Source organism: Serratia sp. CY56464 (genome assembly GCF_052168435.1).
In the GTDB taxonomy this organism is placed as follows: Bacteria; Pseudomonadota; Gammaproteobacteria; order Enterobacterales; family Enterobacteriaceae; genus Serratia; species Serratia marcescens.
On the sequence record NZ_JBJNMV010000002.1, the window covers coordinates 164,707 to 190,270 of the forward strand.

The window sequence follows — 25,564 nt, forward strand, 5'->3', positions numbered from 1 at the left end:
GATCGCATGGCGCGAGCATTGTTAGTCGGCGCAACCGGGCTGGTGGGGCGCGAATTGTTGCAGCTGTTGCAAAGCGATCCGCAGATAACGGCCATTGTGGCGCCGACGCGCACGCCGCTGCCGCCGCACGGCAAGCTGACCAACCCGGTCGGTGATGCGCTGTTCGAACTGCTGAGCGGCCTGCAGCAGCCGGTCGATCTGGTGTTCTGCTGCCTGGGCACCACCCGCCAGGCGGCGGGCAGCGCCGATGCCTTCCGCTACGTCGATTACCAACTGGTGGTGGAGAGCGCGCTGACTGGCCGCCGGTTGGGGGCACAGCACTGTCTGGTGGTGAGCGCGTTGGGTGCCAACGCGGATTCCACCTTCCTGTATAACCGCACCAAAGGCGAGATGGAGCAGGCGCTGCGCGAACAGCGCTGGCCGCGCCTGACGCTGGTGCGGCCTTCCATGCTGGTGGGGGATCGCCCTGCGCCGCGCCTGATGGAGCGCCTCACGCTGCCGCTGTTCAGGCTGCTGCCCGGCAAATGGCGCGCCGTCTCCGCCAAAGACGTGGCGCAAACGCTGCTGCAGCAGGCGTTCACGCCGGGCGAAGGGGTCAGGGTGCTGGAATCGGATCGGCTGCATTGCTACCGAGACTGACGCTGAGGTGATCGAACGCCAGCTCCAGGCCGGCGGGCAGCTCGTTGTCCAGCAGCCACCGATCGAGATGATGGCTGATGTGCGTCAGCAGCGTGCGCTTGGGCTGCAGCAACCGCTGCGTCTCCTGCGCGCGGGTCAGATCGTTGTGGTTGCGCGGCGCCTGCGGCTGAGGCGGCAGGCTGCAGTCGAGCACCAGCAGATCCAGCGCCACATTCTGCAGATAGTCGGCGGTGGCCGGCGGCAGGCCGACGGTGTCGGTCAGGTAGGCCAGTGAAGCGCCCGCCGCCTGGATCAGGTAGCCGTGGGTTAGCTTGGAGTGTTGCAGCGGCAGCGGGGTGATGCGCATGCCGCCCAGCTCGACGGTGGCGAAGGGCGCCAGCGGCGGCTGAAACGCCAGAATGCCAGGGTGTTTGAACAGGTCGTCGCAGCCCTGTTCATCCGGCGGACCATACACCGGAATGGAATTTCCGCACCCCCAACGCAAAGGAAATAACCCCTGAACGTGATCCATGTGGTAATGTGTCAGTAAAAAACGTTGAATTTGCCCCGCCGAAAATCGCCGCTCCAAAGCCGGCAATCCCGCATCCAATAAGGTCGTTTCCCCCTGATAGTTGAGCATGGCGCTGCACGCTCGCCGCCGAAATGCCGGCTCGCGCCGCGCCCGTTGGCAGATCGGGCAGTCGCAGCCGAACACCGGCACCTGCTGCGCGCCGCCGGTGCCGAGAAAGGTCAGTTGCATCGTTCCCCCCCTCCGTTAAAGGTACTTCTGCGCAAAGCGGTTGATGTCGCGAAAATCCGCCAGCCGCGCCTGCAGCGTGGCGTGATCCCAGTGCCACCACTGGCTGCGTTCGATACGCTCGATCAGCGCGTCGTCGAAGCGCATGCCGATCTTTTTGGCCGCCACGCCGGCGACGATGCTGTAAGGCTCCACGTCCTTGGTAACCACTGCCGCGCTGCCGATCACCGCGCCGTTGCCGACGCTGACGCCCGGCATCAGGATGGCGTTATGGCCGATCCACACGTCGTGGCCGACGGTGACATGGTGCTCGCGCCGCCAGTCGAAGAACGCCGCGTCGTCTTCCCCCAGCCCGTATTCGGAAGCGCGGTAGGTGAAGTGATGCTGCGCGATGCGCTGGTAGGTCGGGTGGTTGCCGGGATTGATGCGCGCATAGGAGGCGATGGAGACGAACTTGCCGATAGCGGCGTAAAAGATCTGGTTGTGCCCGGCGGTGTAGGAGTAGTCCCCCATCTCCACCTCTTCCAGGATCGCATCGTCGGCCAGGTGCACATATTGGCCAAGCCGGGTGCGGTTAAGGGTCACGTTGTCGCCGATTTTCGGCTGGGCAAAGTCGTTCATGGCGTCGCATCCTGAGCTTGTCGGGTGGCGGTAGGCAGCAGCGCCAGCAGCGCCGCCAGGGTATCGTCGAGTGGGCCGTCGTTGTGCAGCACCCGGCAGCCGGCGGGCAGACTCTGCTGATATTCCGCCGCCCGCGCCAGCCGCTGCTCGATCTGTTCAGCGCTTTCCCGCCCCCGATCCTGCAGGCGCCGGCGCAGGATCGCGGCGTTGACCTGCAGGCATACCGGCAGCAGCTGTGCACCGTAGCGCTGCTGCGCCTGCGGCAGGTGGGCGCGTGAACCGTTGACCGCTACGTCGATCCCCTGCAGCAGCCAAAGATCCACTTCGATCCCGAACGCGTAGCGCTGCTGGTGGGCCTGCCAGTCGAGCGCGAACAGCCCCTTGGCGCGGCGGCGCAGAAATTCGGCTTCGCTCAGCGCGATGTGATTCTCGCAGCCGGCGTCCGCCGGCCGGGTGATGTAACGGTGCGCCACCAGCGGCGCGCGGTCGGCGTCGGCCCGCAGCGCGGCCAGCAGGCTGTCCTTGCCTGCGCCGGAAGGCCCCATCAGATAGATGAGCCGCGCCATCAGAACACCTGCCTGCCCTGACGCCACACGTTCTGCACGTAAACGTGCTCGCCGTGCGGCCGCGCCAGCACCAGATCCGCCCGCAATCCTTCGGCGATGGCGCCGCGATCCTGCAGATCCAGCGCCCGCGCCGGGTTGCGGGTGATCATGCGCACCGCCTGGGGCAGATCGTAGGCGTTGCGCTCGTCCGCCGCGAGGCGAAACGCCGCGTCCAGCAGGCTGGCCGGGTAATAATCGGAAGAGAGAATATCCAGCACCCCCAGCGCCGCCAAGTGGTGCGCCGCCACGTTGCCGGAATGGGAGCCGCCGCGCACGATGTTCGGCGCGCCCATCAGCACCTGCAGGCCCTGCTGGTGCGAAGCGCGGGCGGCCGCCTCGGTGGTGGGGAACTCGGCGATGGCGCTGCCCAGCGCGCAGGATTCGGCCACGTGCGCGGCGGTGGCGTCGTCATGGCTGGCCAGCGAGATGCGGCGCGCGCGGCAGTGGGCGGCGATCGCCTCGCGGTTCGGCGCGGCCCAGCGGGCGGACAGGGCGACCTGCTGCGCCTCGTACTCGCTCATCTGCTGATCGTTGAGGTGGTATTTGCCCTGATAATATTCGCGGTACTTTTCGCGCGAGGCGAACTGGCGCTGGCCCGGCGAGTGGTCCATCAGCGACACCAGCGACACACCCGGCTTGTCCATCAGCTGTTCGAACAGCGGCAGCGTGCTCTCGTGCGGCAGCTCGCAGCGCAGGTGCAGCCGGTGCTCGGCGCGGTTCACCCCGGCGCGCTGGCTGTGGATCACCGCGTCGATCATCTTCTGCAGGTTTTCCAGCCGGTGGCCGCCGTCGCGCACGTCGCCGATCGCCACCGCGTCCAGCACCGTGGTGATGCCGTTGGCCACCATCAGCGCGTCGTGGCTGCTCATCGCCGAATGGGCCGGCCAGTCGACGTTCGGGCGCGGGGTAAAGAACTTGTCCAGGTTGTCGGTATGCAGCTCGATCAGCCCCGGCAGCAGCCAGCCGCCGTCGCCGTCCAGCGCCTGCGGCAGCCGGCTCGGGCCGTCGGCGAAGCTGCGGATCACGCCGTCCTGCATCTCCAGCGAGCCTTGCACCACCTGGTCATCCAGCACCAGCTTAACGTTATTGACGATCATCAGAGGGCCTCCAGCGCCTGCGGCGCCTGCATGTCATAAAGCCGGTCGGCGACCTGTCGGCGGACGCCTTCATCGTGAAAAATGCCGACGATCGCCGCGCCGCGCGCCTTGGCGCGTTCGATAAGCTGCACCACCGCCGCGCTGTTGCGGCTGTCGAGCGAAGCGGTCGGTTCGTCCAGCAACAGGATCGGGTAATCGACGATAAAACCGCGCGCGATGTTCACCCGCTGCTGCTCGCCGCCGGAGAAGGTGGACGGCGCCAGCGGCCACAGGCGCTGCGGCACGTTGAGCGCGGCGAGCAGCGCTTCGGCGCGTTCGCGGCACTCGGCGCGCTCGACGCCCTGTTCCAGCAGCGGCTGCATCACCACCTCCAGCGCGCTGATGCGCGGGATCACCCGCAGGAACTGGCTGACCCAGCCCAGCGTATGGCGGCGCACCGCCAGAATCTGGCGCGCGTCGGCGCTGACCATGTCCAGCCAGTCGCCCTGGTGGTTGATCCAGATATGGCCGCTGTCCGGCAGGTAGTTGGCGTACAGCGAGCGCAGCAGGGTGGATTTGCCGCTGCCGGAGTGGCCGTGCAGCACCACGCATTCGCCGCCGTGGACCGTCAGGTTGGCGTCGTGCAGCACCGGCAGGCGGGTGCCGTACTGCTGATGCAGCACAAAGGTTTTACTGAGATGTTCAACTCGGATTTGCATAGTCATCTGTTATCGCCTTGGGTTACGACAGCACCGAAGAAACCAGCAGCTGGGTGTAAGGATGGTGCGGATCGTCGAGCACCCGATCGGTCAGGCCGCTCTCCACCACTTCGCCCTGTTTCATCACCAGCAGGCGGTGGGCCAGCAGCCGCGCCACGCCGAGATCGTGGGTGACGATCACCGCCGCCAGCTGCATCTCCACCACCAGGTTGCGCAGCAGATCGAGCAGGCGCGCCTGCACCGACACGTCCAGCCCGCCGGTCGGCTCATCCATAAACACCAGCTTGGGGTGGGTGACCAGGTTGCGGGCGATCTGCAGCCGCTGCTGCATGCCGCCGGAGAAGGTGGTCGGCAGATCGTCGAGGCGCGACAGCGGGATTTCGACGTCTTCCAGCCACTGGCCGGCCTGGCGGCGAATGTCGCCATAGTGGCGCTGGCCGATGGCCATCAGCCGCTCGCCGATGTTGCCGCCGGCGGAGACCTGCGGCCGCAGCCCGTCGAGCGGGTGCTGGTGCACCACGCCCCAGTCGGTGCGCAGCAGGCGGCGGCGATCGCTCTCCGCCATGGCGTACAGATCGTGTTCCTGGTCCGCCTGCGGGCGGTAAAGGATCTGCCCGCGCTGCGGCGCCAGCCGCGCCGAGATCGACTTCAGCAGCGTGGTTTTGCCGGAGCCGGATTCGCCGACGATGCCCAGCACTTCACCGGGGTAGATGTCGAACGACACGTCGCTGAAGCCCTTGCCGGGGGCGTACAGGTGGGTGAGCCGCTTCACCGACAGCAGCGGGGTGGTGCTCAATGGGGTGGAAGTCATCAGTGCTGCGCCTCTTGCGAAGATTGCGCCAGCTGCTGCCGGCAGTAGTCGGTGTCCGAACAGACGAACATGCGGTTGCCCCGATCGTCGAGCACCACCTCGTCCAGATAGCTGTGGCGCGAGCCGCACAGCGCGCAGGGTTCGTCCCACTGCTGCACGCTGAACGGATGGTCGTCGAAGTCCAGGCTCTCCACCTTGGTGAACGGCGGCAGGGCGTAGATGCGTTTCTCGCGCCCGGCGCCGAACAGCTGCAGCGCCGGCATCATGTGCATTTTCGGGTTGTCGAATTTCGGGATCGGCGACGGATCCATCACGTAGCGATCGTTGACCTTCACCGGGTAGGCGTAGGTGGTGGCGATATGGCCGTAGCGCGCGATGTCTTCATACAGCTTCACCTGCATCACGCCATACTCCTCCAGCGCGTGCATCTTGCGGGTCTCGGTTTCGCGCGGTTCGATAAAGCGCAGCGGCTCCGGGATCGGCACCTGATAGATCAGGATCTGGTCTTCGCGCAGCGCGGTTTCCGGAATGCGGTGACGGGTCTGGATTAGGGTGGCCTCCGGCGTGCGTTCGGTGGTTTCCACCCCGGCGACGCGCTGGAAGAAGCGGCGGATCGACACCGCGTTGGTGGTGTCGTCGGCGCCCTGGTCGATCACCTTCAGCACGTCGGCGCGGCCGATGACGCTGGCGGTGAGTTGAATGCCGCCGGTGCCCCAGCCGTAGGGCATCGGCATCTCGCGGCCGCCGAACGGCACCTGATAGCCGGGGATCGCCACCGCCTTCAGGATAGCGCGGCGGATCATGCGCTTGGTCTGCTCGTCCAGATAACCGAGGTTATAGCCGGTCAATACTTCACTCATCGCGGGCCTCCTGACGCTCGCTGTATTCCTGCCGCAGCCGCTTGAGCAGTTCCAGTTCGGCCTGGAAGTCGACGTAGTGCGGCAGCTTGAGATGGGAGACGAAGCCGGCGGCCTCGACGTTGTCGGCGTGGGCCAGCACGAACTCTTCGTCCTGCGCCGGGCCGGCGACGCCTTCGCCGTAGTCCGGGCTCTGCAATGCGCGATCCACCAACGCCATCGCCATCGCCTTACGCTCGGCGCGGCCGAACACCAGCCCGTAACCGCGGGTGAAGTGCGGCGGGTGGTCCTTGGGATCGACGAAGCCGTTGACCATTTCGCACTCGGTCAGCAGGATGTCGCCGATATCGATGGCGAAACCGAGCTCTTCAGGCACGATCTCCACCGAAACGTGGCCGGTGCGGATCTCGCCGGCGAACGGGTGGTTGCGGCCGTAGCCGCGCTGGGTGGCGTAGCCGAGCGCCAGCAGAAAACCTTCGTCGCCGCGCACCAGCTGCTGCAGGCGCGCCGAGCGCGAGCAGGGGTAGACCGGCGGGTTGCGGGTGATGTCGTCCGGCGCGCTGCCGTCGTCCTGTTCCTCCCGCGCAAGCTGCTGGCGACACAACAGATCGAACACGTGGCCGCAGTTGTCCGGCAGCGGTTCGTCGGCCTGCGGCGCACGCGGCGCTTCGCCTTCCGCCAGCAGCGCGAAATCCAGCAGCCGGTGGGTGTAGTCATAGGTCGGTCCCAGCACCTGCCCGCCGGGCAAGTCCTTGTAAACCGCCGAGATGCGCCGCTCCAGCCGCATGTTTTCGCTGGCCAGCGGCTCGCTGACCGCCAGGCGCGGCAGGGTGGTGCGATAGGCGCGCAGCAGGAAGATCGCCTCCACCAGATCGCCACTGGCCTGTTTGATGGCCAGCGCCGCCAGCTCGCGATCGTAGATGCCGCCTTCGGTCATCACCCGATCCACCGCCAGCCCCAGCTGCTGTTCGATTTGTTCTGTGCCGAGCGCCGGCAGCGCCTCGTCGCCGCGCCGCAGCTGTTCCTGCAGCTGATGGGCGGCCTCAATGGCTTTTTCGCCCCCTTTTACCGCTACGTACATCAGCACACCTCCACGCGGGTGGTCCGCGGGATCGCCAGCAGGCGATCGCCGCAGGTCAGCAAGATATCCAGCCCGAGCGGGAAGCGCTGCGGACGGTTGACGAGATAATCCAGCAGCGCCGGCGGCAGGCGCGGCGCTATCAGGCGTTGGCTCTTGATGCCGGGGCCGGTCAGGCGCAGCGCGGCGCCGTTCTCCAGTTCAGCGAGCTGCACCACCACCGTGGCGCCGCATTCCGGCGAGATTTCAGTGCCGTGCGGCAACGCCTGCAGATCGGCGGCCTGCACGTGCTCATCGAACAGGGCAAAACAGACCTCCTGCGCCGTGGCGGCCAGCGGCGCGCCGCTGTGAAAACGAATGTTTGTTAGCACTTGCTTACTATTTAGCGCTGGGCACAGCAGCAGCGGCGTTTCCTGATCGGCCAGCGTCAGCAGCGCGGCGGTGCTGGCGGCGTTCAGCGGCGCCCAGGCTGGGCCGTTCGGCAGCGTCACCCGGTGGCCCGGTTCGCTTAAGGCTTTAAGAATCAAACGGAAAGCGTGCTGCGATTGGTCTATCGGTTGTTCAAAACCGGTCAATAAACTCATGGCTTAATCCCCTCGCACCAGCGTAAAGAAGTCCACCCGGCTGGCGGCGATCGCCCGGGCGCGCAGCTGGCGCTGTTCGTGCTGCAGCGCGGCCAGCGGCGCGATCAGCTGTTGTTGCAGGCGTTCGCCGTGCTCCGGCTGTTGCAGCAGCGCATCGGCCAGCGCGCACAGCTCGGCGTGCGCCTTGTCGCGCCCGGCGATATAGCTGTAGCCGTAGCCGCCGTTGTCCAGCTGCACCACCGCGCGGGTGACCGTCATGTCCCCCAGCACGAAGCGGCGGCCGGTGGCGCCCATGCGCCCCTGCAGCTGGGCCAGGCCGATCTCCGGCGCGCGGATGCTGCGGTAACCCGGGCTGAGGTTCAGCGCCTGCCAGTGGCTGCGCAGCTGCTCGGGCCGGCTGTGCGCCAGCACCGACATCCAGCGTTGTCTCGACTCTAAGGCGTGCATTCAGTGCTCCATCGTCAGTTCAATCATGTCGGCGCGGGCCAGGCTGACGGAGTATTCCGCCACGTCTTCGCCGCCGCTGCGGACGTTAAGGGTGCGCACGCACAGCAGCGGCGCGTGGGTGGCGATCTCCAGCAGCCGGCTCTCTTTGGCCTGCGCGCGGCGCGCGCTGATGCGCGTCTGTCGGCGGGCCAGCGGCTGCTGGAGGTGCTGTTCGATAAACTGGTGCAGCGAACCGCTGTGGAACTGCTGTAGCGCCGGCCACCAGTCCAGATCGGGCAGATAATGGTCGATCACGCTCATCGGCACGCCGTTGACCCGGCGCAGGGTGCGCAGGTGGATCACCATTTCGCCTTCTTCACGCGAGAGCGCGCTGGCGACATGCCCATTGCACGGGCGCAAGACAGCGAGTAAGCGCTCACTGGTGGGGTGGCTGCCCTGCTCGAACAGGTTCTGGCTGAAGCGGGTGTTGGCGTGCAGCGGGTAGTCGTAAGGCCGCATCAGCACCAGAATGCCGACGCCGTGGCGGCGCTGCAGCCAGCCGCGCTCTACCAGCTGATCCACCGCGCGGCGCAGGGTGTGGCGATTGACCTGATAACGTTCGGCCAGCTGCTGTTCCGAAGGCAGGTAGTCGCCGCAGCGGTACTGCGTGCGCAGCTCCTGTTCCAGCTGCGCGGCGATCTGCTGATAGCGGGTGGGGTAAGTGGTCGGATGTCTAGATAACTCCATCATAATAAAAACCTCGTCATGCCGATGGCGGTGCGATGAAGGCGGAAGCGGTGCGTTTCATCGGGCGTCTACCCTGTGGTTTTCTCGTCGGCATCATGGTGACGGGCGCAGATGACAATCGCGTTACGCGTCGGTGGCGAACAGATGAACTATTTAGGACAGCCCGGGCGTGCACGGGCGGCGGCGGCGCGCTATGCTGGCGCCACTGTTGACTGACTCTGGCCGCTACCATGCCGCAACCTCTGAACGCCCCTGAACACGCCCCACGCGCCTGGCCGCTGTGGAAACCGATCCTGTTTCTGCTGGTGGTGGCCGTTGGCCTCTACTACGTCAAATGGCAGCCTTACTACGGCAAGGCCTTCGTGGCGGCGGACAGCCACTCGATCGGCAAATCTATCCTGGCCGACGGCGCCGCGAGCCCCTGGCTGGCGGCCTGGCAGTACGCGCTGGTCTACTTCACCGCGGTATGGAAGGCGGCGCTGCTCGGGGTGCTGTTAGGTTCGCTGGTGCAGGTGCTGATCCCGCGCGACTGGCTGGCGCGCACGCTCGGCCACCGGCGTTTTTCCGGCACCGTGCTGGGGGCGCTGATCGCACTGCCGGGCATGATGTGCACCTGCTGCGCCGCACCGGTTGCCGCCGGCATGCGCCGCCAGTCGGTATCCAGCGGCGCCGCGCTGGCCTTTTGGCTCGCCAACCCGGTATTGAACCCGGCGACGCTGGTGTTTATGGGATTTGTGCTCGGTTGGCCGTTCGCCGCCATCCGCCTGGTGGCGGGCGTGGTGATGGTGCTGGGCATCGCCTGGCTGGTGCAGCGCGTGACCGCCAACGATCCGCAGCCCGTCGCGCCGCAGCCGCCGGTGATGACGGCGCAGAACGACGAGCAGCCGTTCCTTGCCCGCTGGGGCAAAGCGCTGTGGGCGCTGTTTTGGTCGACCATCCCGATCTATGTGCTGGCGGTGCTGGCGCTAGGCGCGGCGCGGGTCTGGCTGTTCCCGCACGCCGACGGCGCCGTCGACAACAGCCTGCTGTGGATCATCGGCCTGGCGATCGTCGGCTGCCTGTTCGTTATCCCCACCGCGGCGGAGATCCCGATCGTGCAGACCATGATGCTGGCGGGCATGGGCGCAGGCCCGGCGCTGGCGCTGCTGATGACCCTACCGGCGGTCAGCCTGCCTTCGTTGCTGATGCTCAACAAAGCCTTCTCCGCCCGGGCGCTGTGCCTGACGGCGGCGCTGGTGGCGCTGTGCGGCGCGGTGACCGGCGTGGTGGGGATGGGGTTGGTGTAACTTACCGTCGCTGATGTGTGGCCTGAGGCTGTCTCAATGGAGGAGATGGAAGTGGAACAGCGGACTAAACCTGAAATGCACGTAGAGGCGATGTTGCTGGAGCAAGCGTTGCGTGAAAGGGTGGATGCCGCCCTTGAACGCTTAAGAAACGGCACCGCGATTTATCTCAGCCATTCGGAGGCAGAAAAACGAATGGCTATATTTAAAGCGAAAATCCGGGGGCGTTATCGAGGATGATGTTGAGCTGTGCAAGCTAACAGCTGGACCTACAGTGTCTAAGGTCGCTGTTGGTCGGCTTCGAGCGAAAAGCGGACATTTGATTAGTGTCAGCAATGACATTTTCTAACTCCACCTAACCCTTTTGAAGTCTGTAAAAAGCAAGTTGAAAAACTCCGCTGGCGTTAAATGGTATTCGGTTTAAGACACCGCTATCGGAGTTTTACCTAATGGTACAGTAGGCAAACCGGCGCGTTCTGGCCCGGTGTTGATCTCCCCCCCTATATCTGGTATGTCTCCTTACTGAGAGAGACACAACATGTAGCGTTCAGCGCTGCAGCAGGGCGATTCGATAGAATTGGCGTTATACCGAATCAATCCACAAAACGCCTAACGTCTCATTTTACAACGTCACTCCCATCCCCCAGATTCAGCGGCGGCCACATTCTCAGAAAATTTTCTCAGGACGAAAATATCGTGAATGCTATGATAAATAATGGGACTTTTTACCAAACAGACAAAGGATAACGTGAACCTATGCAACCAGAGAGAATGTCTATAGCAAAGGAATTGCGCGATTTCGCGGCAACCCTCGCAGCACAAATTAGAATACATACCCGGAATGGATTGAATGACCTGGCTAAAGCACAGGAACAGTCACTGCTGCCATTAATTAATAAAGCTTACGCAAGACAATTTATCGATTTAAATGAAAAAAAAGCCAATCATCCTGTGATTGATTACGGGGAATATACTGCTGGCTTGGGTCTCCAAATGACCGCATCCGTTAGAAAAGATAAGTTTAAGAATACGATTGATAAATTACTGAGTAATCCAGAATTGAGAAAAGGATATAGGGTAATTTGGTTTTTCTTGCTGACGGTGGATGCCGTACCTGCTTCAGCTACCTTCTACAGCAATGCTGTGACAGTGAAGTACATCACCCTAGATGATCTGATTAATCAAGTTCTACGCTCAGGAATTCAAGCACAAATAAATTTTCTGAGTTTGGCCAAAAAAGAATACTCCAGCTATTTTAAAAATGAATTTTCAAGCTTTACATTATCGGAGGGGGGTTCAGTCCCTCAAAATCTGAGATTGTTTAATGATTTCATCGGCACGGTAGAGTGGTTTCCAGAAAACCCCACAGAGGGATATTCCAGAGTCCATAGTAGTCTTGAGAATTTCAGAAAACGATTAAGCTTTTGCTCTAAAGAGGCTCGAACCATCCTCATTTCCATTGTAAAAATTGCAGAGTGTCCTGTAAGACAAGACGGAAGGGTAGAAATTTATCTTGACCAGTTAATGGGAAGTCTAAATATTTCCCCAGAAAACTCGGGTAATTTGCAGTATTACATGGAAGTATTAGAAAATAATAGACTTCTCGCATTCGAAGATGAATTTCAAGAGATGTATGAATCAGGTGAAGATATTCTGATTAAAAACAGAAGAAAGGTAATCCTGAACTACGGTATATATGATCCTGACATAAATTTATTTACAGTGTTGCCAGCATTTTATAGAAAATATCATACGCACTCAGATTTTGAGCGTGCGATAGAACACCTTGACTTTTCATTATTATCTGATTTTAAGTGCAAGGAATTTCAAAAAATAATTGACTAAAAGTATTAATATCTTAAGCATAATAAAGGTTGTGATATTATGGCAAATTTATATAAGTATATAGGTGCTGATATTGCGGATGTACTATTAATGGATGACAACCATTTCAGTATTAAATTTTCACATTTAAAAGACTATAATGACCCCTACGAGTTTTCCCTGACGATTAGTTACCAACGCCCTGCCGCCGAATTGGCATTTTATAATGAAATGATCGGTATGGTGTTACAACAACCCGTCACCTGCTTTGCAAAATCCCCTGTAATCATTCCAATGTGGGCACACTATGCGAACAACTCCACCGGATTCTCGTTGGAAATCGATGAGGATAAACTTAATCAGCATATAGTTAATGCAGGGTATGGTGATAGCAGTGTTTTACTCGATGTAGCGTATCGCGATGTACCTATTGACGGTATTAATGAAATGCTGGATCGTGCCTACCATATTTGCAAGCCACGTTATATAGGGTTTTTGCAAGATTATATTCGTTACGCCGCATACTCAGTCAAGAAGACTTGTTGGAGCTACGAACAAGAAAGACGCTTTATTATTGATGAAGATGCACTGACGAAGATCAATGCTAATTTAATGGTGTTGGCCGCCCCGACAGACTGTATCAAGTCAATTATTATTGGTCCAATGGCGACACCTGGGGTGAAGCAAAAGCTGGCTGAGATTAGCGACAAATTAGGATGCCAACGATACGAAATGGTGATTGGAAAAAGCACTACTGAACCCTTCATGATAGATCCTCATCAGAAGACATATTGTTTCGATGGCGAAAGTATCATATTTCAGCCCTATTCTTGTCAGAAGTGCCATGAACCTGTAGATGCCGGAGTTAAACAGTGTGCATGGTGCAGCATCACAGAAAATGACCAAGCAGAAGCCGCACATAGAAACTCATTTCGAATGCTAGGTGAAGCTGGAATATTAGAGGATTACCTAGAAAGATTTCGAGCAATAGGACAGGCAGCCAAAGATAAAAAAGGTTGATACAAGAGAGTTTCTTTCGTGAGAATTTTGCTGGTTAGCAGCCCTCTTAGTAGAACGGCCTTTTACCGAAAGCCGGAAAAAGAGAGAGAAAGGCCGCATTTTGTAGCCAAAAAAGCACGCCCGTAAGGGCAGAAGGAACTTGAACAAAGACGGGGGTTAACCACCCCGCCTTTTTTCGTTTCTGCGCTTCGGTTCGGCTGAATTGGCGTTTTACCGAAAGTAAAGAAAAAACTTCAGGGGCGGTCAGGCAGTGAAATGTGAACAACGTCCCTCTGTATAAGAAGCGGATGCTGCTGAAATCATAAAATTCCATTCGGGCAGGAAGGTACTGATAAGTTTTTGATTGCCGGTAAATTGCGGGTTTTACCGAATACGGTCGAACAGGAAAGTATCAGTCCGCTTTTGGCACAAAACTGCCCGTCAGATTGACTCTGTGCCATCGTTGTATCAGTTCGAACTTGGGCCAACACATCTTGCGATGAGCACTATCAACTCATCGCAACCTATGCACTACCTGGTTGCTGCTGCCGCGCCAAATCAGCGCCGGGTCTTGCAAATCCTGCACGAACTTGCCGTCGATCAGCACGTTGATCCTGTCCACCACCTGCATTTGCTGTGCGTCCAGCTCCGCCAGCCGGTAGCCGGTCCACAGCCAGATATCCTTGCTGGGGCACTCGGCGCGCACCCGTTTCACCAGCGTTAAGATGCTCGGCACGTTGGCCGGGTGCAGCGGATCGCCGCCGGAGAGCGACAGCCCCTGGCGCGGCACGCGCGTATCGTTCAGATCGGCAATGATGCGGTCTTCCAGCGCCGGGGTAAACGGCTGACCGGAGTTGAGCCGCCAGGTGCTTTTGTTGTAGCAACCGGGGCACTGGTGCACGCAGCCGGCGACAAACAGCGTGCAGCGGGTGCCGGGGCCGTTGACCACGTCGATTGGATAGTACTGGTGATAGTTCATCGTTCGTCTTCTGGCTGGAGGGCCCGGCAAGCCGAGCCCTGAGCGGATTAACCAAGCTGCCCATTACCGAGGTGTTTCACCCGGCGTTTCACCTCTTCCTGCTTGCCGGCGTTGAACGGCCGGGCATCGGGGCTGCCGAGATAGCCGCACACCCGGCGGGTGACCGAGACCTTGGCCGAGTCGTGGTTGCCGCATTTCGGGCAGGTGAAGCCTTTGCTGGTGCAGGAGAATTCACCGGTGAAGCCGCATTCGTAGCACTCGTCGATCGGCGTGTTGGTGCCGTAGTAAGGCACCCGGGTGTAGCTGTAGTCCCATACGTCTTCCAGCGCCTTCAGGTTGTGCTGCAGGTTCGGGTACTCGCCGTAGCAGATGAAGCCGCCGCTGGCCAACGGCGGGTAGGGCGCTTCGAAGTCCAGCTTGTCGTACGGATTGACCTTCTTCTCGACGTCGAGGTGGAAGCTGTTGGTGTAATAGCCCTTGTCGGTGACGCCCGGCACCACGCCGAAATCGGCGGTGTCCAGCCGGCAGAAGCGATCGCACAGGTTTTCGCTCGGCGTGCTGTAGAGGCTGAAGCCGTAGCCGGTCTCGTCTTTCCAGGCGTCGACGGCGGCGCGCAGCCGCGCGACGATCGCCACCGCTTTGGTGCGCAGCGCCTCGTCGTCATACACGTGATTTTCGCCGCCGAACAGCGCGTTGATGGTCTCGTGCAGGCCGATGTAGCCCAGCGAAATTGAAGCGCGGCCGTGCTTGAAGATATCCGCGATGTTGTCGTCGGCCTTGAGCCGCACGCCGCAGGCGCCTTCCATGTACAAGATTGGCGCCACCCGCGCCTTGATGCCTTCCAGCCGGGCGATGCGCGTCATCAGGGCCTTTTTCGCCAACTGCAGGCGCTGTTCCAGCAGCGCCCAGAAGCGCGACTCGTCGCCCATCGCCTCCAGCGCGATGCGCGGCAGGTTGAGGCTGATGACGCCGATGTTGTTGCGGCCGTCGTGCACCAGTTCGCCGTCCTGCTCGTAGGTGCCGAGGAAGCTGCGGCAGCCCATCGGCGTTTTGAACGAGCCGGTGACCTTCACCACCTGATCGTAGTTGAGGATGTCCGGGTACATGCGCTTGCTGGCGCACTCCAGCGCCAGCTGCTTGATGTCGTAGTTCGGGTCGCCGTACTGGTGGTTGAGGCCGTCGCGGATGGCGAACACCAGTTTGGGGAACACGGCGGTCTTGCGGTTTTTGCCCAGCCCGGCGATGCGGTTTTTCAGGATCGAGCGCTGGATCAGGCGCGACTCCCAGCTGGTGCCGAGGCCGAAACCGAAGGTGACGAACGGCGTCTGGCCGTTGGCGGTGTGCAGGGTGTTGACCTCGTACTCCAGCGATTGGAAGGCGTCGTAACACTCTTTCTCGGTGCGCGCCATGGCATAGCCTTTGGCGTCCGGGATCTGCCACTCTTCCGCCACCTGCAGGTGTTTGCGGAAGCTCTCGTCGACGAACGGCGCCAGAATTTCATCGATGCGGTTGATGGTGGTGCCGCCATAGATATGGCTGGCGACCTGGGCGATGATCTGCGCGGTCACGGCGGTGGCGGTGGAGATCGACTTCGGCGGCTCAATCTCGGCGTTGCCCATCTTGAAACCGTTGGTCAGCATGCCTTTCAGATCGATCAGCATGCAGTTGAACATTGGGAAGAACGGCGAGTAGTCGAGATCGTGGTAGTGAATTTCGCCGCGTTCATGGGCCAGCACCACGTCGCGCGGCAGGATGTGCTGCTTGGCGTAGTGTTTGGCGACGATGCCCGCCAGCAGGTCGCGCTGGGTGGGGATCACCTTGCTGTCCTTGTTGGCGTTTTCGTTCAGCAGCGCGCGGTTGCTTTGCTCGACCAGGCCGCGAATTTCCTGATTCAGGCGGCCACGCAGTTCGCGCGCCACGTCGCGATCGTGGCGGTATTCGATATAGGCGCGCGCCAGCTGTTTGTACTCGCCGGCCATCAGCTGGTTTTCCACCGCCTGCTGGATCTCGTGGATATCGACGCGCGGCTGCTGCTCCATGCGCTGAGCGACCACGCGGGCGACGGTGGCGCAGTAGTCGGCATCGACCACGCCCACCGCCAGCGCGGCGCGCTCGATGGCCTGCGCGATGCGCGCTTCGTCAAAAGGTACCTGGCAACCGTCCCGCTTAATCACTACTGGTTTCACGTTGTACTCCTTGTTCCCCGAGGGAGCGTTGATACCCGCCTGACGCGGCGAGCAACCGTCAAATGTCGCTTATCCACAGGGCAAAGCCGCAGCGCGCAAGGGCTGTGGCGGCGTGTGGATGATTTTGTGGATAACTACTATATATAGGTGTTCGTAATTCTTAATGCACTATATATAGATATTGACGCGATTCTTTTGATGTAGAACAAGGAAAACGGAAGAGCGTGCGCAAGCTGAACAGACGTCAATCGCCGGTTGGCCGATCGCGAAAATGTTCCAGCAGAAAATCGACCCAAACGCGCACCCGCGGCGGCAGATCCGCCGAAGCGTAATAGAGCCACAGCTGCACCGGGCGCGGCCAGCATTCCGCCAGCACTGGCCGCAGCGTGCCCTGCTCGAAGTGTTTCTCGACGTACCAGCGCGCCAGGTTGACGATGCCCAGCCCGGCCAGCGCCGCATCCAGCAGCATTTCCGGGCGGCTGGCCACCAGCCGGCCGTTCAGATCCAGCGCCAGCGTTTCGCCCTGATGGCGCAGCTGCCATTTGACGTGGCGGCCGTTGGCCGGGTTGCGGTGCAGCAGGCAGTCGTGCCGCAGCAGATCGTGCGGCGTTTGCGGTTCACCGCGCCGCGCCAGATAGTCGGGTGACGCCGCCAGCACCATATGCATCGGGTAGAGCGGGCGGGCCACCAGCCGGCTGTCGGGATCGACCCGGCTGCCGATGCCGACGTCAAAACCTTCGCCCACCAGATTCACCACCCGCGCATCCAGCGACAGATCGAGATCGATCTGCGGGTAGCGCGCCAGAAATTGCGGGATCAACGGCATCAGCATCTGGCGGCCGAAGCCGGGGATCATCGTGACGCGCACCATCCCGGCAGGCGCCTGCCGTTCGCCGCCGGCGCTTTCCAGCGTCACCGCCAATGCCTGCCACAGCGGCGCCACCTGCGCCAGCAGCGCTTTGCCCTCGTCGGTCAGCAGCACGTTGTGGGTGTTGCGCTGAAACAGCCGCAGCGCCAGCTTCTCTTCCAGCGCGCGGATGTTTTTGCTGACCGCCGCCGGCGTCACGCCCAGCTGGCGAGCGGCAGCGGAGAAATTTTGCGCCTGTGCGGCGGCGAGGAAGGCCGGCAGCAGGCGGTGCACGTCAAAGGGCAGCGACATAGTGGTTGATACTTTCGGTTGAAATTGAAGTGACCTTTAACAGCCTACACCCGAAGCGGCGGAAATGGAAAAATGCCCTCATCTTCTTATGACCGAGGAATCGTTATGTCACGCATTTTAGTGTTAACCGCCCACCGCACCCCCGACGAGTCGCGCATTAATAAGGCGTTGATCGAGGCCGTACGCCCGCTGCCCAACGTGACCGTTCACGAACTGATCCGCGCTTACCCGGATTACCGCATCGACGTGGCGCGCGAGCAGGAACTGCTGCAGAGCCATGATGCGGTAGTGATGCTGTTCCCGTTTTATTGGTACAGCTCGCCGGCGATCCTCAGCGAATGGCAGGATGCGGTATTAACCTACGGTTTCGCCTACGGCAGCGCAGGCACCCAGCTGCACGGCAAGCCGCTGCAGCTGGTGGTGAGCACCGGCGGCGACGCGCAGGCTTATACGGCGCAAGGGTATAACCGTTATCCGGTGCAGGATCTGCTGCTGCCGTTCCACGCTATGGCCAACCTGACCGGCATGGATTACCTGCCGCCGCATTTGGTGCAGGGCGTGAGCGACATGAGCGATGAGCAGTTGGCGCAAGAGGCCGCCGGGGTGGCGGCGCTGCTGGGGAAATGGTAGGGCGCAGCGCTCGCCGCGCCCTGTGGGGTTAGTCTTCGAGCAGCCACCACACCGCTTCGAACGGCCGCAGCGTCAGCGCCTGCGGCTGGTCCGCCGAGTCGCTGTAGTTGCTCATCAGCGGGCGCCACTGGGCGGAAGGCTCCACGCCCGCCGCCGCCCAGGCCTGCGGCTCGCGGCTCAGGTTGGCCGCCACCAGCAGGCGCTGGCCGTTCCAGCTGCGCTGATAGCACCACAGCGCCGGGTGTTCCGGCGCCAGATCCTGATAGTCGCCGTGGGTCAGCAGCGGGTACTGCTTGCGCAGGGTGATCAGCTGGCGGTAGGCGTAAAACACCGAGTCGAGGTCGGCCAGCGCCGCTTCGGCGTTGATCTGCGGGTAGTTCTCGGCGCAGCCGATCCACGGCGTGCCGGTGGTGAAACCGGCGTGCGGCGCGGCGCTCCACTGCATCGGCGTGCGGCCGTTGTCGCGCGATTTGTCGGCCAGGATCGCCAGCAGTTCGGCATCGCTGCGGCCCTGAGCGCGCAGTTCAGCGTACATGTTCAGGCTTTCCACGTCGCGATACTGTTCAATGGCGCGGAAGCCGGGGTTGGTCATGCCGATCTCTTCACCCTGGTAGATATAAGGCGTGCCTTGCATGCCATGCAGCACCATCGCCAGCATTTTAGCGGCCGGCAGCCGCAGTGCGCCTTCATCGCCGAAGCGCGACACGATGCGCGGCTGATCGTGGTTGCACCAGAACAGCGCATTCCAGGCGCGGTTATGCATTCCTTGCTGCCAGTGGCGGAAGATCTGCTTCAGCTCCACGTAATCCGGCGCCGCCCGCGTCCATTTTTCACCGCCGGCGTAGTCCACCTTCAGGTGGTGGAAGTTGAAGGTCATCGACAGCTCTTCGCCGCTCTGCGCCGCGTACTGCTGGCAATGCTCAAGCGTGGTGGAAGACATCTCGCCCACCGTCATCAGGCCGCGCGGCTGAAACACCTCGCGGCTCATTTCCTGCAGGAACTCGTGGATGCGCGGGCCGTCGGTATAGAAGCGGCGGCCGTCGCCCTGGCTGTCGGACGGGAAGTCCTGCTGTTTGGACACCAGGTTGATCACGTCGAGGCGCAGCCCGTCGACACCTTTGTCCGCCCAGAACTGACACACTTTCTTCAGCTCTTCGCGCACCGGCGGGTGTTCCCAGTTGAGATCCGCCTGCTCGGTGGCGAACAGGTGCAGGTAGTACTGGCCGCTGTCGGCGTGCCATTGCCAGGCGTTGCCGCCGAACTTGGAGCGCCAGTTGTTCGGCGGCGTATCGCCTTCGCCGTCGCGCCAGACGTAGAACTGACGATACGGGCTGTGGCGATCCTGCGCGGCCTTGAACCACGGGTGCTCGGTCGAGGTGTGGTTGAATACCATGTCCATCACGATGCGGATGCCGCGCTGGTGGGCGGCGGCGACCAACTGCTCGAAGTCCGCCATCGTGCCGTAAGCCGGATCGATGGCGCAGTAGTCCGCCACGTCATAGCCGTTGTCCACCTGCGGCGATACGTAGACCGGCGTCAGCCAGATGGCGTCGACGCCCAGCTCCTGCAGATAGTCCAGCCGCCGGGTCACGCCGGCCAAATCGCCGTAGCCGTTGCCGGTGCTGTCCTGAAAACTCTTCGGATAAATTTGGTAGATGACGCCGTTCTGCCACCAAGGGGTTGGGTTGCTCATAGCTGTATACCTTTGAATCGTGACAACGGGCCCGTACCCTTCATCTTTCAAACTGCAGCGTTGTTGGCTGCTGGCGCTGCACCCCAGTCACTTACTTGAGTAAGCTCCTGGGGACTTGCACCCTTGCTGCCTAGCTGCAGCTCGAAAGCTATAGGGTATTTCCAGCCTCTACATTCATGTTGCGTATTTTGCGTCAATTAAACCGGCAGCTCGCCGCGGGCGGCCTTGCGTTTGTAGACCATGATGGTCAGCACCAGCGGGATGACGATCGCCACCAGAATCGCCAGCGAGTAAATCAGCCAGAACTGCGGCTTGATAGACAGGATGCCCGGCAGGCCGCCGACGCCGATACCGTTGGCCATTACGCCGTCCAGGCCGCAGATCAGGCCCGCGATCGCGGAGCCGATCATCGCGCACAGCATCGGGAAGCGGTATTTGAGGTTGATGCCGTACATCGCCGGTTCGGTCACGCCGAGGTAGGCGGAGATCGCTGCCGGCACCGAGATTTCACGCTCGTTGGCCTTGCGGCTGATGATGATGATGCCGAGCACCGCCGAGGCCTGCGCGATGTTGGACAGCGCAATCAGCGGCCACACCGGGGTGCCGCCCATGCTCTGGATCATCTGCATGTCGATAGCCAGCGTGGTCTGATGCACGCCGGTGATCACCAGCGGCGCATACAGGAAGCCGAACAGCGCGGCGCCCACCGGGGCGAAGCTGCCGGTCATCACCGCTTTCACCGCCCAGGCGACGCCGTCGCCGATCATGCGGCCGAACGGCCCGATCAGCGCGTGCGCCAGGAACGCCGCCAGCAGCAGCGAAACCACCGGCACCACCACCAGATAGAGATAGTCGGGGACGATCTTTTTCAGCCGGGTTTCGATCCAGCCCAGCGCCATGCCCGCCAGGATCGACGGGATCACCTGCGCCTGATAACCCACTTTCTGGATCACGAACCAGCCGAAGTTCCACACTTCCGGCGTTTGCTGGCCGAGCAGGTAGGAGTTCATCAGCTGCGGCGACACCAGGGTGACACCCAGCACGATGCCGAGCACCGGGGTGCCGCCCATCTTTTTCACCGTCGACCAGCAGATGGCCACCGGCAGGAACATGAAGATCGCTTCACCGAGCAGCCACAGGAAGTCGTAAACGGTTTTCCACGCCGGGTGCATCTGCGCCAGCGTTTGGCCGCCGGACATCGGGATGTCGCCGATCACGTTGCGGAAGCCGAGGATCAGACCGCCGCTGATCAGCGCCGGCAGCAGCGGGAAGAAGATTTCGGCGAAGTGGGAGATGGTGCGCTCGGTCCAGGTCATGTTCTGGCGCGCGGCCACCTTGGCCTGTTCCTTGTCGGCCTCGTTGACGCCGGTGCTGGCGATCAGGGCCTGATAGTAGTCGCCGACGTCGGTGCCGATCACCACCTGGAACTGCCCGGCGTTGGTGAAGCACCCTTTGACCATCGGCAGCGCTTCGATCTCTTTCGGTTTCGCCTTGTTGGGATCGTTGAGGACGAAACGCAGCCGGGTAATGCAATGGCTGACGGTGGCGATGTTCTCGCGGCCGCCGACCAAAACAATCAGGCGATCAATATCCTGCTGTTTTACTTTGCTCATTATGGGATACCTGCAGAGGTGTTGACTGAGTAATGATCAAAGCTTAGCCACTCGGCTTTTTGAATGAAATGGGAACGTTCCCGGTTTGGGGTGAGGATCACAAAATGACAAAAAATGGTCAACTTCTAATCAGGTCGTCAGGAAAGTTTGCTGGGCACCACCAGGCGGCGGATCCCCTGTTCGCCGCTGAGCTGCGCCAGCAGCTGCTGCGCCGCCAGCAGGCCGGCGCTGCCGTAGCCGAACTCGACCGACAGGGTGTCGGGGAACAGGAAGCTGAGCAGCGGGGTGTTGCCGATGGCGCACACTTGAATGGCGCGCGCCGGCTGCTGCTGCAGGTACTTGATCGCGCCGAGGGCGATGCTGTCGGAGGCGCAGATCAGCGCGCTGGTGTGCGCATCGATCACTTCGGCGGCGTGCTGGAAACCGCTCTGGTAGCTCAGCTCGCCCAGCGCGGCGCGCGGCGTGAGCGTGAGGCGTTCGCAGGCGTCGAGATAGGCCTGATAGCGGCGCTGGCCGGTGGTGGCGTCGCTGAGCTGCACCCCCAGATAGCCAATATGCCGATGCCCTTGTTGATACAGGCGATCCATCAACAGGTTCACCGCGCCGGCGTCGTCGTAGCAGACGGACGAGAAGCCGTCGTATTCGCGCACCATCACCACCATTTTTTCCTGCCACGGCTTGAGCATCGCCGCGGTCAGGCCGGTGAAGCCAAACAGGATCACGCCGTCGACGTTGCGCTGATGCAGTACGTGCAGATGCTCCTGCACCAGGCGGGTTTCGAACTGGCTCTCCATCACGATCGGATCGAAGCCCTGCTGGTACAGCAACGGCAGCATGGTGCGCACCGCCTGGTTCTCCGACGGCGAATCGAGACGGGAAACGATGATGCCCACCACTTTGTCGCTCTGGCCGCGCATGGCGCGCGCCGACTTGGAGGGGGTAAACCCTTGCTGACGGATCACCGCTTCCACCCGTTCACGGGTTTGCGGGCTCACGCTGCCTTCATTGTTCAACACGCGTGAGACGGTGGATTTGCCTACGCCGCTCAGGCGTGCGATGTCCTTGATGGTCAGCCGGTTTTGCATGGTTTACTTTTCGTTGAAGTGGACAGGCGTAACATAACGGCCTGTAAAACAATGCCCGTCAGCATAGCTCATTTTCCTACGGGGATCTTGATGCAAAACGGGATTGTTGCACTGCGCTGAACGGCCGCTCCTGCCGCTCTGTTTTTCCCTTTACCGGAGGTTATACCCCATATGGACCCCGACCCGACTGCTTTAGACACTCACTCGGTTCTCCGGTAAAACCTCTCCGCCTGGCGCTGCTGTTTTACCGGTGAAGTACATCACGGTAACCGGTAGCGCGCGCTTCGTCGTTCGCTCCTGCTGCTGAAAAAAAGAATAAGGATCTGCGTTGGCAGAGGCTTTTTGGCGCACCCGCCATCCGCCCGGCCGATGACGATCCCCGTTTACCCGCTGCCGTGAGGCACCGGGCGACGAGGTGCGAACCATGAAACTGAAAAAACTCCCCCGTCAGCTGCTGGGCCTGTTCGCCCGCGGCCTCCCGCGCCGTTTGGTACGCCGCGACAGCTTGCTGGACGGCGTCAGCGGCGCTGCGCGCGATATGCCTGCCGGCCTGGCGCAGCAGCGGCTGGCATGCGCCGCCGCAGAGACGATGCAGCTGTTTGAGCGTTTTCACAGCCACCCGGAAGGCATCACCGCCTATGAGGCGGAACAGGTTCGCCGGCGCTGCGGCGAGAACGTCATCGACGATCAGCAGAAAGAGGCCTGGTGGCAGCACCTGTGGCACTGCTACCGCAACCCGTTCAACCTGCTGCTGACCGCGCTCGGCATGATCTCTTACGCCACCGAGGATCTCACCGGCGCCTTGGTGATCGCGCTGATGGTGCTGATCTCCACGTTGCTGAACTTCATCCAGGAGGCGCGCTCCAACCGGGCGGCCGATGCGCTGAAGGCGATGGTGAGCAACACCGCCACGGTGATCCGCAGCGACGCGCACACCGGCAAGAGCGAACACGTGGAGCTGCCGATCGCACAGCTGGTGCCGGGCGACATCATCAAGCTGGCGGCCGGCGACATGATCCCGGCGGATCTGCGCGTGCTGTCGGCCAAGGATCTGTTCATCAGCCAGGCGGCGCTGACCGGCGAATCGCTGCCGGTGGAGAAATCCGCCGCGCCGCAATTGTTGGCGGCCGATCCGCTCGACTGCCAGAACCTGTGCTTCATGGGCACCAACGTGGTCAGCGGCACCGCGCTGGCGATGGTGATCGGCACCGGCGGCGGCACCTATTTCGGCCAGCTGGCGCAGCGCGTCACCAGCCAGGATGAGCAGCCGAACGCCTTCCAGAGCGGCATCAGCAAGGTCAGTTGGCTGCTGATCCGCTTTATGCTGGTGATGACGCCGATCGTGCTGCTGATCAACGGCTACACCAAGGGCGACTGGTGGGAGGCGGCGCTGTTCGCGCTGTCGGTGGCGGTCGGGCTGACGCCGGAGATGCTGCCGATGATCGTCACCTCGACGCTGGCCAAAGGGGCGGTGAAGCTGTCGCGCCAGAAGGTGATCGTCAAACGGCTGGACGCCATCCAGAACTTCGGCGCCATGGATATTCTGTGCACCGACAAGACCGGCACTCTGACCCAGGACAAGATCGTGCTGGAGCGCCATACCGATGCGTTCGGCGCCGGCAGCGAGCGGGTGCTGCGCTACGCCTGGCTGAACAGCTTCTACCAGACCGGGCTGAAAAACCTGCTCGACGTGGCGGTGCTGAGCTGCGCGGAGCAGAACCGGCAGCCGGAGGCGCTGCAAAACTACCGTAAGGTGGATGAGATCCCGTTCGACTTCGTGCGCCGCCGCATGTCGGTGGTGGTGGCCAAAGACAACGAGTATCACGAGCTGGTGTGCAAGGGCGCGCTGGAAGAGATGCTGGCGATTTGCAGCCACGTGCGCCACGAAGACGAGGTGATCCCGCTGAGCGAGGCGCTGCTGGCGAGGATCCGCTGCATCACCGACGATCTCAACCAGCAGGGGCTGCGGGTGGTAGCAGTGGCCAACAAGATCCTGCCGGCGCAAACCCATGAATACGGCGTGGCGGACGAGTCGGATCTGATCCTCGAAGGCTACGTCGCCTTCCTCGATCCGCCGAAGGAAAGCACCGCACCGGCGCTGGCGGCGCTGAAACAGAACGGCGTCACGGTGAAGATCCTCACCGGCGACAACGAGCTGGTGGCCGCCAAAGTGTGCCGTGACGTCGGGCTCGAGGCCGATCATCTGCTGCGCGGCAGCGAGATCGAGCAGATGGACGACGAGCAGCTGGCGCAGGCGGCGGCGCGCACCACGGTGTTCGCCAAGCTGACGCCGCTGCACAAGGAGCGCATCGTCAAACTGCTGCGCCGCCAGGGGCACGTGGTGGGCTTTATGGGCGACGGTATCAATGACGCGCCGGCGCTGCGCGCGGCCGATATCGGCATCTCCGTCGATTCGGCGGTGGACATCGCCAAGGAAGCGGCGGACATCATCCTGCTGGAAAAAAGCCTGATGGTGCTGGAGCAGGGGGTGATCGAAGGGCGCCGCACCTTCGCCAACATGCTGAAATACATCAAGATGACCGCCAGCTCCAACTTCGGCAACGTGTTCAGCGTGCTGATCGCCAGCGCCTTCCTGCCGTTTCTGCCGATGTTGCCGCTACACCTGTTGATTCAGAACCTGATGTACGACATCTCGCAGATCGCCATCCCGTTCGATAACGTCGACGATGATCAAATCACTCAGCCGCAGCGCTGGAACTCCGCCGATCTGGGGCGGTTTATGGTGTTCTTTGGGCCGATCAGTTCAATTTTCGACGCGCTGACCTTCAGCCTGATGTGGTGGGTATTCAAGGCCAATACGCCGGACATGCAGACGCTGTTCCAGTCCGGCTGGTTCGTGGAAGGGCTGCTGTCGCAAACGCTGATCGTGCACATGATCCGCACGCGCAAAATTCCGTTTATCCAGAGCCGCCCGTCCTGGCCGCTGTGCATCATGACGCTGGCGGTGATCGCCACCGGCATCGGCCTGGTGTTCTCACCGCTGGCCGGCTTCTTGCAGCTGCAGGCGCTGCCGCTCGGCTACTTCCCGTGGCTGGTGCTGATCCTCGCCGGTTACATGGTGCTGACCCAGTGCGTGAAAGGCTGGTTCGTGCGCCGCTACGGCTGGCAATAACCCGTTCGCCCCCTCCGGCCCGGAGGGGGCAACTGTGATCCCGTCCGCTTTTTCACCGCAACGGTTGGACATCTGTTCTGT

Annotated in this window: 24 protein-coding genes; 7 read left to right on the top strand and 17 right to left on the bottom strand. The window is 61.6% G+C overall.

Going from position 1 to position 25,564, the window contains the following annotated elements; genetic code table 11:
• The first annotated feature begins 6 nt into the window (after window positions 1-6).
• Window positions 7-639 (top strand): NAD(P)H-binding protein, encoded by a 633-nt coding sequence (locus ACJ8KE_RS14430; RefSeq protein WP_028127579.1) that lies wholly within the window; start codon window positions 7-9, stop codon window positions 637-639.
• On the opposite strand, the gene phnP is transcribed toward ACJ8KE_RS14430, so the two are convergent.
• Genes phnP through phnF form a run of 11 tightly spaced genes read right to left on the bottom strand, consistent with a single transcriptional unit; the run spans window position 596 to window position 8,902 of the window.
• On the bottom strand, window positions 596-1,378 hold the full coding sequence (gene phnP, locus ACJ8KE_RS14435) for a phosphonate metabolism protein PhnP (RefSeq protein ID WP_079451154.1): 783 nt from the start codon (window positions 1,376-1,378) through the stop codon (window positions 596-598). The genes ACJ8KE_RS14430 and phnP overlap by 44 nt on opposite strands.
• A 15-nt stretch (window positions 1,379-1,393) precedes the next feature.
• Window positions 1,394-1,996 (bottom strand): DapH/DapD/GlmU-related protein, encoded by a 603-nt coding sequence (locus ACJ8KE_RS14440; protein WP_079451153.1) that lies wholly within the window; start codon window positions 1,994-1,996, stop codon window positions 1,394-1,396.
• Window positions 1,993-2,562: a ribose 1,5-bisphosphokinase gene (gene phnN / locus ACJ8KE_RS14445; RefSeq protein WP_079451152.1), complete on the bottom strand. Its 570-nt coding sequence runs from the start codon at window positions 2,560-2,562 to the stop codon at window positions 1,993-1,995. The genes ACJ8KE_RS14440 and phnN overlap by 4 nt, the downstream gene beginning before the upstream one ends.
• The gene (gene phnM, locus ACJ8KE_RS14450; protein WP_033638888.1) at window positions 2,562-3,698 is read right to left on the bottom strand and encodes an alpha-D-ribose 1-methylphosphonate 5-triphosphate diphosphatase; all 1,137 of its coding nucleotides are present in this window, start codon (window positions 3,696-3,698) and stop codon (window positions 2,562-2,564) included. The genes phnN and phnM overlap by 1 nt, the downstream gene beginning before the upstream one ends.
• Entirely contained in the window at window positions 3,698-4,402 is a 705-nt protein-coding gene (phnL, locus tag ACJ8KE_RS14455; RefSeq protein WP_019453319.1) for a phosphonate C-P lyase system protein PhnL, read from the bottom strand. Before phnL ends, phnM begins: the two co-directional genes overlap by 1 nt.
• A gap of 16 nt (window positions 4,403-4,418) precedes the next feature.
• Window positions 4,419-5,207, bottom strand: coding sequence for a phosphonate C-P lyase system protein PhnK (gene phnK, locus ACJ8KE_RS14460; RefSeq protein ID WP_079450005.1), 789 nt, complete (start codon window positions 5,205-5,207; stop codon window positions 4,419-4,421).
• A complete protein-coding gene (locus ACJ8KE_RS14465) occupies window positions 5,207-6,067 on the bottom strand; it encodes an alpha-D-ribose 1-methylphosphonate 5-phosphate C-P-lyase PhnJ (RefSeq protein ID WP_004933420.1) in 861 nt (286 codons plus the stop codon). Before ACJ8KE_RS14465 ends, phnK begins: the two co-directional genes overlap by 1 nt.
• Window positions 6,060-7,145, bottom strand: coding sequence for a carbon-phosphorus lyase complex subunit PhnI (locus tag ACJ8KE_RS14470; protein ID WP_079451150.1), 1,086 nt, complete (start codon window positions 7,143-7,145; stop codon window positions 6,060-6,062). The genes ACJ8KE_RS14465 and ACJ8KE_RS14470 overlap by 8 nt, the downstream gene beginning before the upstream one ends.
• Window positions 7,145-7,726 (bottom strand): phosphonate C-P lyase system protein PhnH, encoded by a 582-nt coding sequence (gene phnH / locus ACJ8KE_RS14475; protein WP_079451149.1) that lies wholly within the window; start codon window positions 7,724-7,726, stop codon window positions 7,145-7,147. Before phnH ends, ACJ8KE_RS14470 begins: the two co-directional genes overlap by 1 nt.
• A 3-nt stretch (window positions 7,727-7,729) precedes the next feature.
• Window positions 7,730-8,173, bottom strand: a complete 444-nt coding sequence (phnG, locus tag ACJ8KE_RS14480; protein ID WP_016929298.1) for a phosphonate C-P lyase system protein PhnG — start codon at window positions 8,171-8,173, stop codon at window positions 7,730-7,732.
• The gene (gene phnF / locus ACJ8KE_RS14485; RefSeq protein WP_079451148.1) at window positions 8,174-8,902 is read right to left on the bottom strand and encodes a phosphonate metabolism transcriptional regulator PhnF; all 729 of its coding nucleotides are present in this window, start codon (window positions 8,900-8,902) and stop codon (window positions 8,174-8,176) included.
• Window positions 8,903-9,129: 227 nt separating this feature from the next.
• Here phnF and ACJ8KE_RS14490 point away from each other — a divergent pair, with 227 nt between their 5' ends.
• The 4 genes from ACJ8KE_RS14490 (at window position 9,130) to ACJ8KE_RS14505 (ending at window position 13,026) form a co-directional block, all read left to right on the top strand.
• Window positions 9,130-10,185 (top strand): permease, encoded by a 1,056-nt coding sequence (locus ACJ8KE_RS14490; RefSeq protein WP_261420409.1) that lies wholly within the window; start codon window positions 9,130-9,132, stop codon window positions 10,183-10,185.
• A 45-nt stretch (window positions 10,186-10,230) separates the two neighbouring features.
• On the top strand, window positions 10,231-10,422 hold the full coding sequence (locus ACJ8KE_RS14495; protein WP_442517291.1) for a hypothetical protein: 192 nt from the start codon (window positions 10,231-10,233) through the stop codon (window positions 10,420-10,422).
• Between the two features lie 516 nt (window positions 10,423-10,938).
• Window positions 10,939-12,027 carry an SMEK domain-containing protein gene (locus ACJ8KE_RS14500; protein WP_442517292.1) on the top strand — a complete coding sequence of 363 codons (1,089 nt, stop codon included), beginning with the start codon at window positions 10,939-10,941 and terminating at the stop codon, window positions 12,025-12,027.
• A 39-nt stretch (window positions 12,028-12,066) separates the two neighbouring features.
• Window positions 12,067-13,026 (top strand): DUF2971 domain-containing protein, encoded by a 960-nt coding sequence (locus tag ACJ8KE_RS14505; RefSeq protein ID WP_261280783.1) that lies wholly within the window; start codon window positions 12,067-12,069, stop codon window positions 13,024-13,026.
• A gap of 493 nt (window positions 13,027-13,519) precedes the next feature.
• Here the strand turns inward: ACJ8KE_RS14505 and nrdG are convergent, their stop codons facing one another.
• The 3 genes from nrdG to ACJ8KE_RS14520 all read right to left on the bottom strand — a co-directional run bounded on the left by nrdG (window position 13,520) and on the right by ACJ8KE_RS14520 (window position 17,329).
• Window positions 13,520-13,984, bottom strand: coding sequence for an anaerobic ribonucleoside-triphosphate reductase-activating protein (gene nrdG, locus ACJ8KE_RS14510; protein ID WP_342146098.1), 465 nt, complete (start codon window positions 13,982-13,984; stop codon window positions 13,520-13,522).
• Between the two features lie 47 nt (window positions 13,985-14,031).
• Window positions 14,032-16,170 carry an anaerobic ribonucleoside-triphosphate reductase gene (gene nrdD / locus ACJ8KE_RS14515; RefSeq protein WP_261420072.1) on the bottom strand — a complete coding sequence of 713 codons (2,139 nt, stop codon included), beginning with the start codon at window positions 16,168-16,170 and terminating at the stop codon, window positions 14,032-14,034.
• 244 nt (window positions 16,171-16,414) lie between these two features.
• Window positions 16,415-17,329 carry a LysR family transcriptional regulator gene (locus tag ACJ8KE_RS14520; RefSeq protein WP_306376568.1) on the bottom strand — a complete coding sequence of 305 codons (915 nt, stop codon included), beginning with the start codon at window positions 17,327-17,329 and terminating at the stop codon, window positions 16,415-16,417.
• Between the two features lie 105 nt (window positions 17,330-17,434).
• Between ACJ8KE_RS14520 and ACJ8KE_RS14525 the strand changes: the two genes are divergently transcribed.
• Complete coding sequence (locus tag ACJ8KE_RS14525) at window positions 17,435-17,959, top strand: NAD(P)H-dependent oxidoreductase (protein WP_079451141.1); 525 nt, start codon at window positions 17,435-17,437, stop codon at window positions 17,957-17,959.
• 28 nt (window positions 17,960-17,987) lie between these two features.
• Here the strand turns inward: ACJ8KE_RS14525 and treC are convergent, their stop codons facing one another.
• From treC to treR, 3 genes are all read right to left on the bottom strand, one after another.
• Window positions 17,988-19,652: an alpha,alpha-phosphotrehalase gene (gene treC, locus ACJ8KE_RS14530; RefSeq protein WP_079451140.1), complete on the bottom strand. Its 1,665-nt coding sequence runs from the start codon at window positions 19,650-19,652 to the stop codon at window positions 17,988-17,990.
• Window positions 19,653-19,849: 197 nt separating this feature from the next.
• A complete protein-coding gene (gene treB / locus ACJ8KE_RS14535) occupies window positions 19,850-21,265 on the bottom strand; it encodes a PTS trehalose transporter subunit IIBC (RefSeq protein ID WP_442517293.1) in 1,416 nt (471 codons plus the stop codon).
• Between the two features lie 137 nt (window positions 21,266-21,402).
• Window positions 21,403-22,350, bottom strand: a complete 948-nt coding sequence (treR, locus tag ACJ8KE_RS14540; RefSeq protein WP_079451138.1) for a trehalose operon repressor TreR — start codon at window positions 22,348-22,350, stop codon at window positions 21,403-21,405.
• Window positions 22,351-22,774: 424 nt separating this feature from the next.
• Here treR and mgtA point away from each other — a divergent pair, with 424 nt between their 5' ends.
• Window positions 22,775-25,483 (top strand): magnesium-translocating P-type ATPase, encoded by a 2,709-nt coding sequence (gene mgtA / locus ACJ8KE_RS14545; RefSeq protein ID WP_079451137.1) that lies wholly within the window; start codon window positions 22,775-22,777, stop codon window positions 25,481-25,483.
• Window positions 25,484-25,564: the final 81 nt, after the last annotated feature.

What these genes read in the sequence shown, in the direction of transcription:
- phnK (WP_079450005.1), bottom strand. Translation starts at nt 5,207, where the DNA reads ATGACTTCCACCCCATTGAGCACCACCCCGCTGCTGTCGGTGAAGCGG.
- ACJ8KE_RS14490 (WP_261420409.1), top strand. Translation starts at nt 9,130, where the DNA reads ATGCCGCAACCTCTGAACGCCCCTGAACACGCCCCACGCGCCTGGCCG.
- ACJ8KE_RS14470 (WP_079451150.1), bottom strand. Translation starts at nt 7,145, where the DNA reads ATGTACGTAGCGGTAAAAGGGGGCGAAAAAGCCATTGAGGCCGCCCAT.
- ACJ8KE_RS14440 (WP_079451153.1), bottom strand. Translation starts at nt 1,996, where the DNA reads ATGAACGACTTTGCCCAGCCGAAAATCGGCGACAACGTGACCCTTAAC.
- ACJ8KE_RS14500 (WP_442517292.1), top strand. Translation starts at nt 10,939, where the DNA reads ATGCAACCAGAGAGAATGTCTATAGCAAAGGAATTGCGCGATTTCGCG.
- phnF (WP_079451148.1), bottom strand. Translation starts at nt 8,902, where the DNA reads ATGATGGAGTTATCTAGACATCCGACCACTTACCCCACCCGCTATCAG.
- ACJ8KE_RS14495 (WP_442517291.1), top strand. Translation starts at nt 10,231, where the DNA reads ATGGAAGTGGAACAGCGGACTAAACCTGAAATGCACGTAGAGGCGATG.
- phnM (WP_033638888.1), bottom strand. Translation starts at nt 3,698, where the DNA reads ATGATCGTCAATAACGTTAAGCTGGTGCTGGATGACCAGGTGGTGCAA.
- treB (WP_442517293.1), bottom strand. Translation starts at nt 21,265, where the DNA reads ATGAGCAAAGTAAAACAGCAGGATATTGATCGCCTGATTGTTTTGGTC.
- ACJ8KE_RS14505 (WP_261280783.1), top strand. Translation starts at nt 12,067, where the DNA reads ATGGCAAATTTATATAAGTATATAGGTGCTGATATTGCGGATGTACTA.
- ACJ8KE_RS14525 (WP_079451141.1), top strand. Translation starts at nt 17,435, where the DNA reads ATGTCACGCATTTTAGTGTTAACCGCCCACCGCACCCCCGACGAGTCG.
- mgtA (WP_079451137.1), top strand. Translation starts at nt 22,775, where the DNA reads ATGAAACTGAAAAAACTCCCCCGTCAGCTGCTGGGCCTGTTCGCCCGC.
- nrdG (WP_342146098.1), bottom strand. Translation starts at nt 13,984, where the DNA reads ATGAACTATCACCAGTACTATCCAATCGACGTGGTCAACGGCCCCGGC.
- treC (WP_079451140.1), bottom strand. Translation starts at nt 19,652, where the DNA reads ATGAGCAACCCAACCCCTTGGTGGCAGAACGGCGTCATCTACCAAATT.
- ACJ8KE_RS14520 (WP_306376568.1), bottom strand. Translation starts at nt 17,329, where the DNA reads ATGTCGCTGCCCTTTGACGTGCACCGCCTGCTGCCGGCCTTCCTCGCC.
- ACJ8KE_RS14430 (WP_028127579.1), top strand. Translation starts at nt 7, where the DNA reads ATGGCGCGAGCATTGTTAGTCGGCGCAACCGGGCTGGTGGGGCGCGAA.
- treR (WP_079451138.1), bottom strand. Translation starts at nt 22,350, where the DNA reads ATGCAAAACCGGCTGACCATCAAGGACATCGCACGCCTGAGCGGCGTA.
- phnP (WP_079451154.1), bottom strand. Translation starts at nt 1,378, where the DNA reads ATGCAACTGACCTTTCTCGGCACCGGCGGCGCGCAGCAGGTGCCGGTG.
- phnH (WP_079451149.1), bottom strand. Translation starts at nt 7,726, where the DNA reads ATGAGTTTATTGACCGGTTTTGAACAACCGATAGACCAATCGCAGCAC.
- phnG (WP_016929298.1), bottom strand. Translation starts at nt 8,173, where the DNA reads ATGCACGCCTTAGAGTCGAGACAACGCTGGATGTCGGTGCTGGCGCAC.
- phnL (WP_019453319.1), bottom strand. Translation starts at nt 4,402, where the DNA reads ATGACTATGCAAATCCGAGTTGAACATCTCAGTAAAACCTTTGTGCTG.
- ACJ8KE_RS14465 (WP_004933420.1), bottom strand. Translation starts at nt 6,067, where the DNA reads ATGAGTGAAGTATTGACCGGCTATAACCTCGGTTATCTGGACGAGCAG.
- phnN (WP_079451152.1), bottom strand. Translation starts at nt 2,562, where the DNA reads ATGGCGCGGCTCATCTATCTGATGGGGCCTTCCGGCGCAGGCAAGGAC.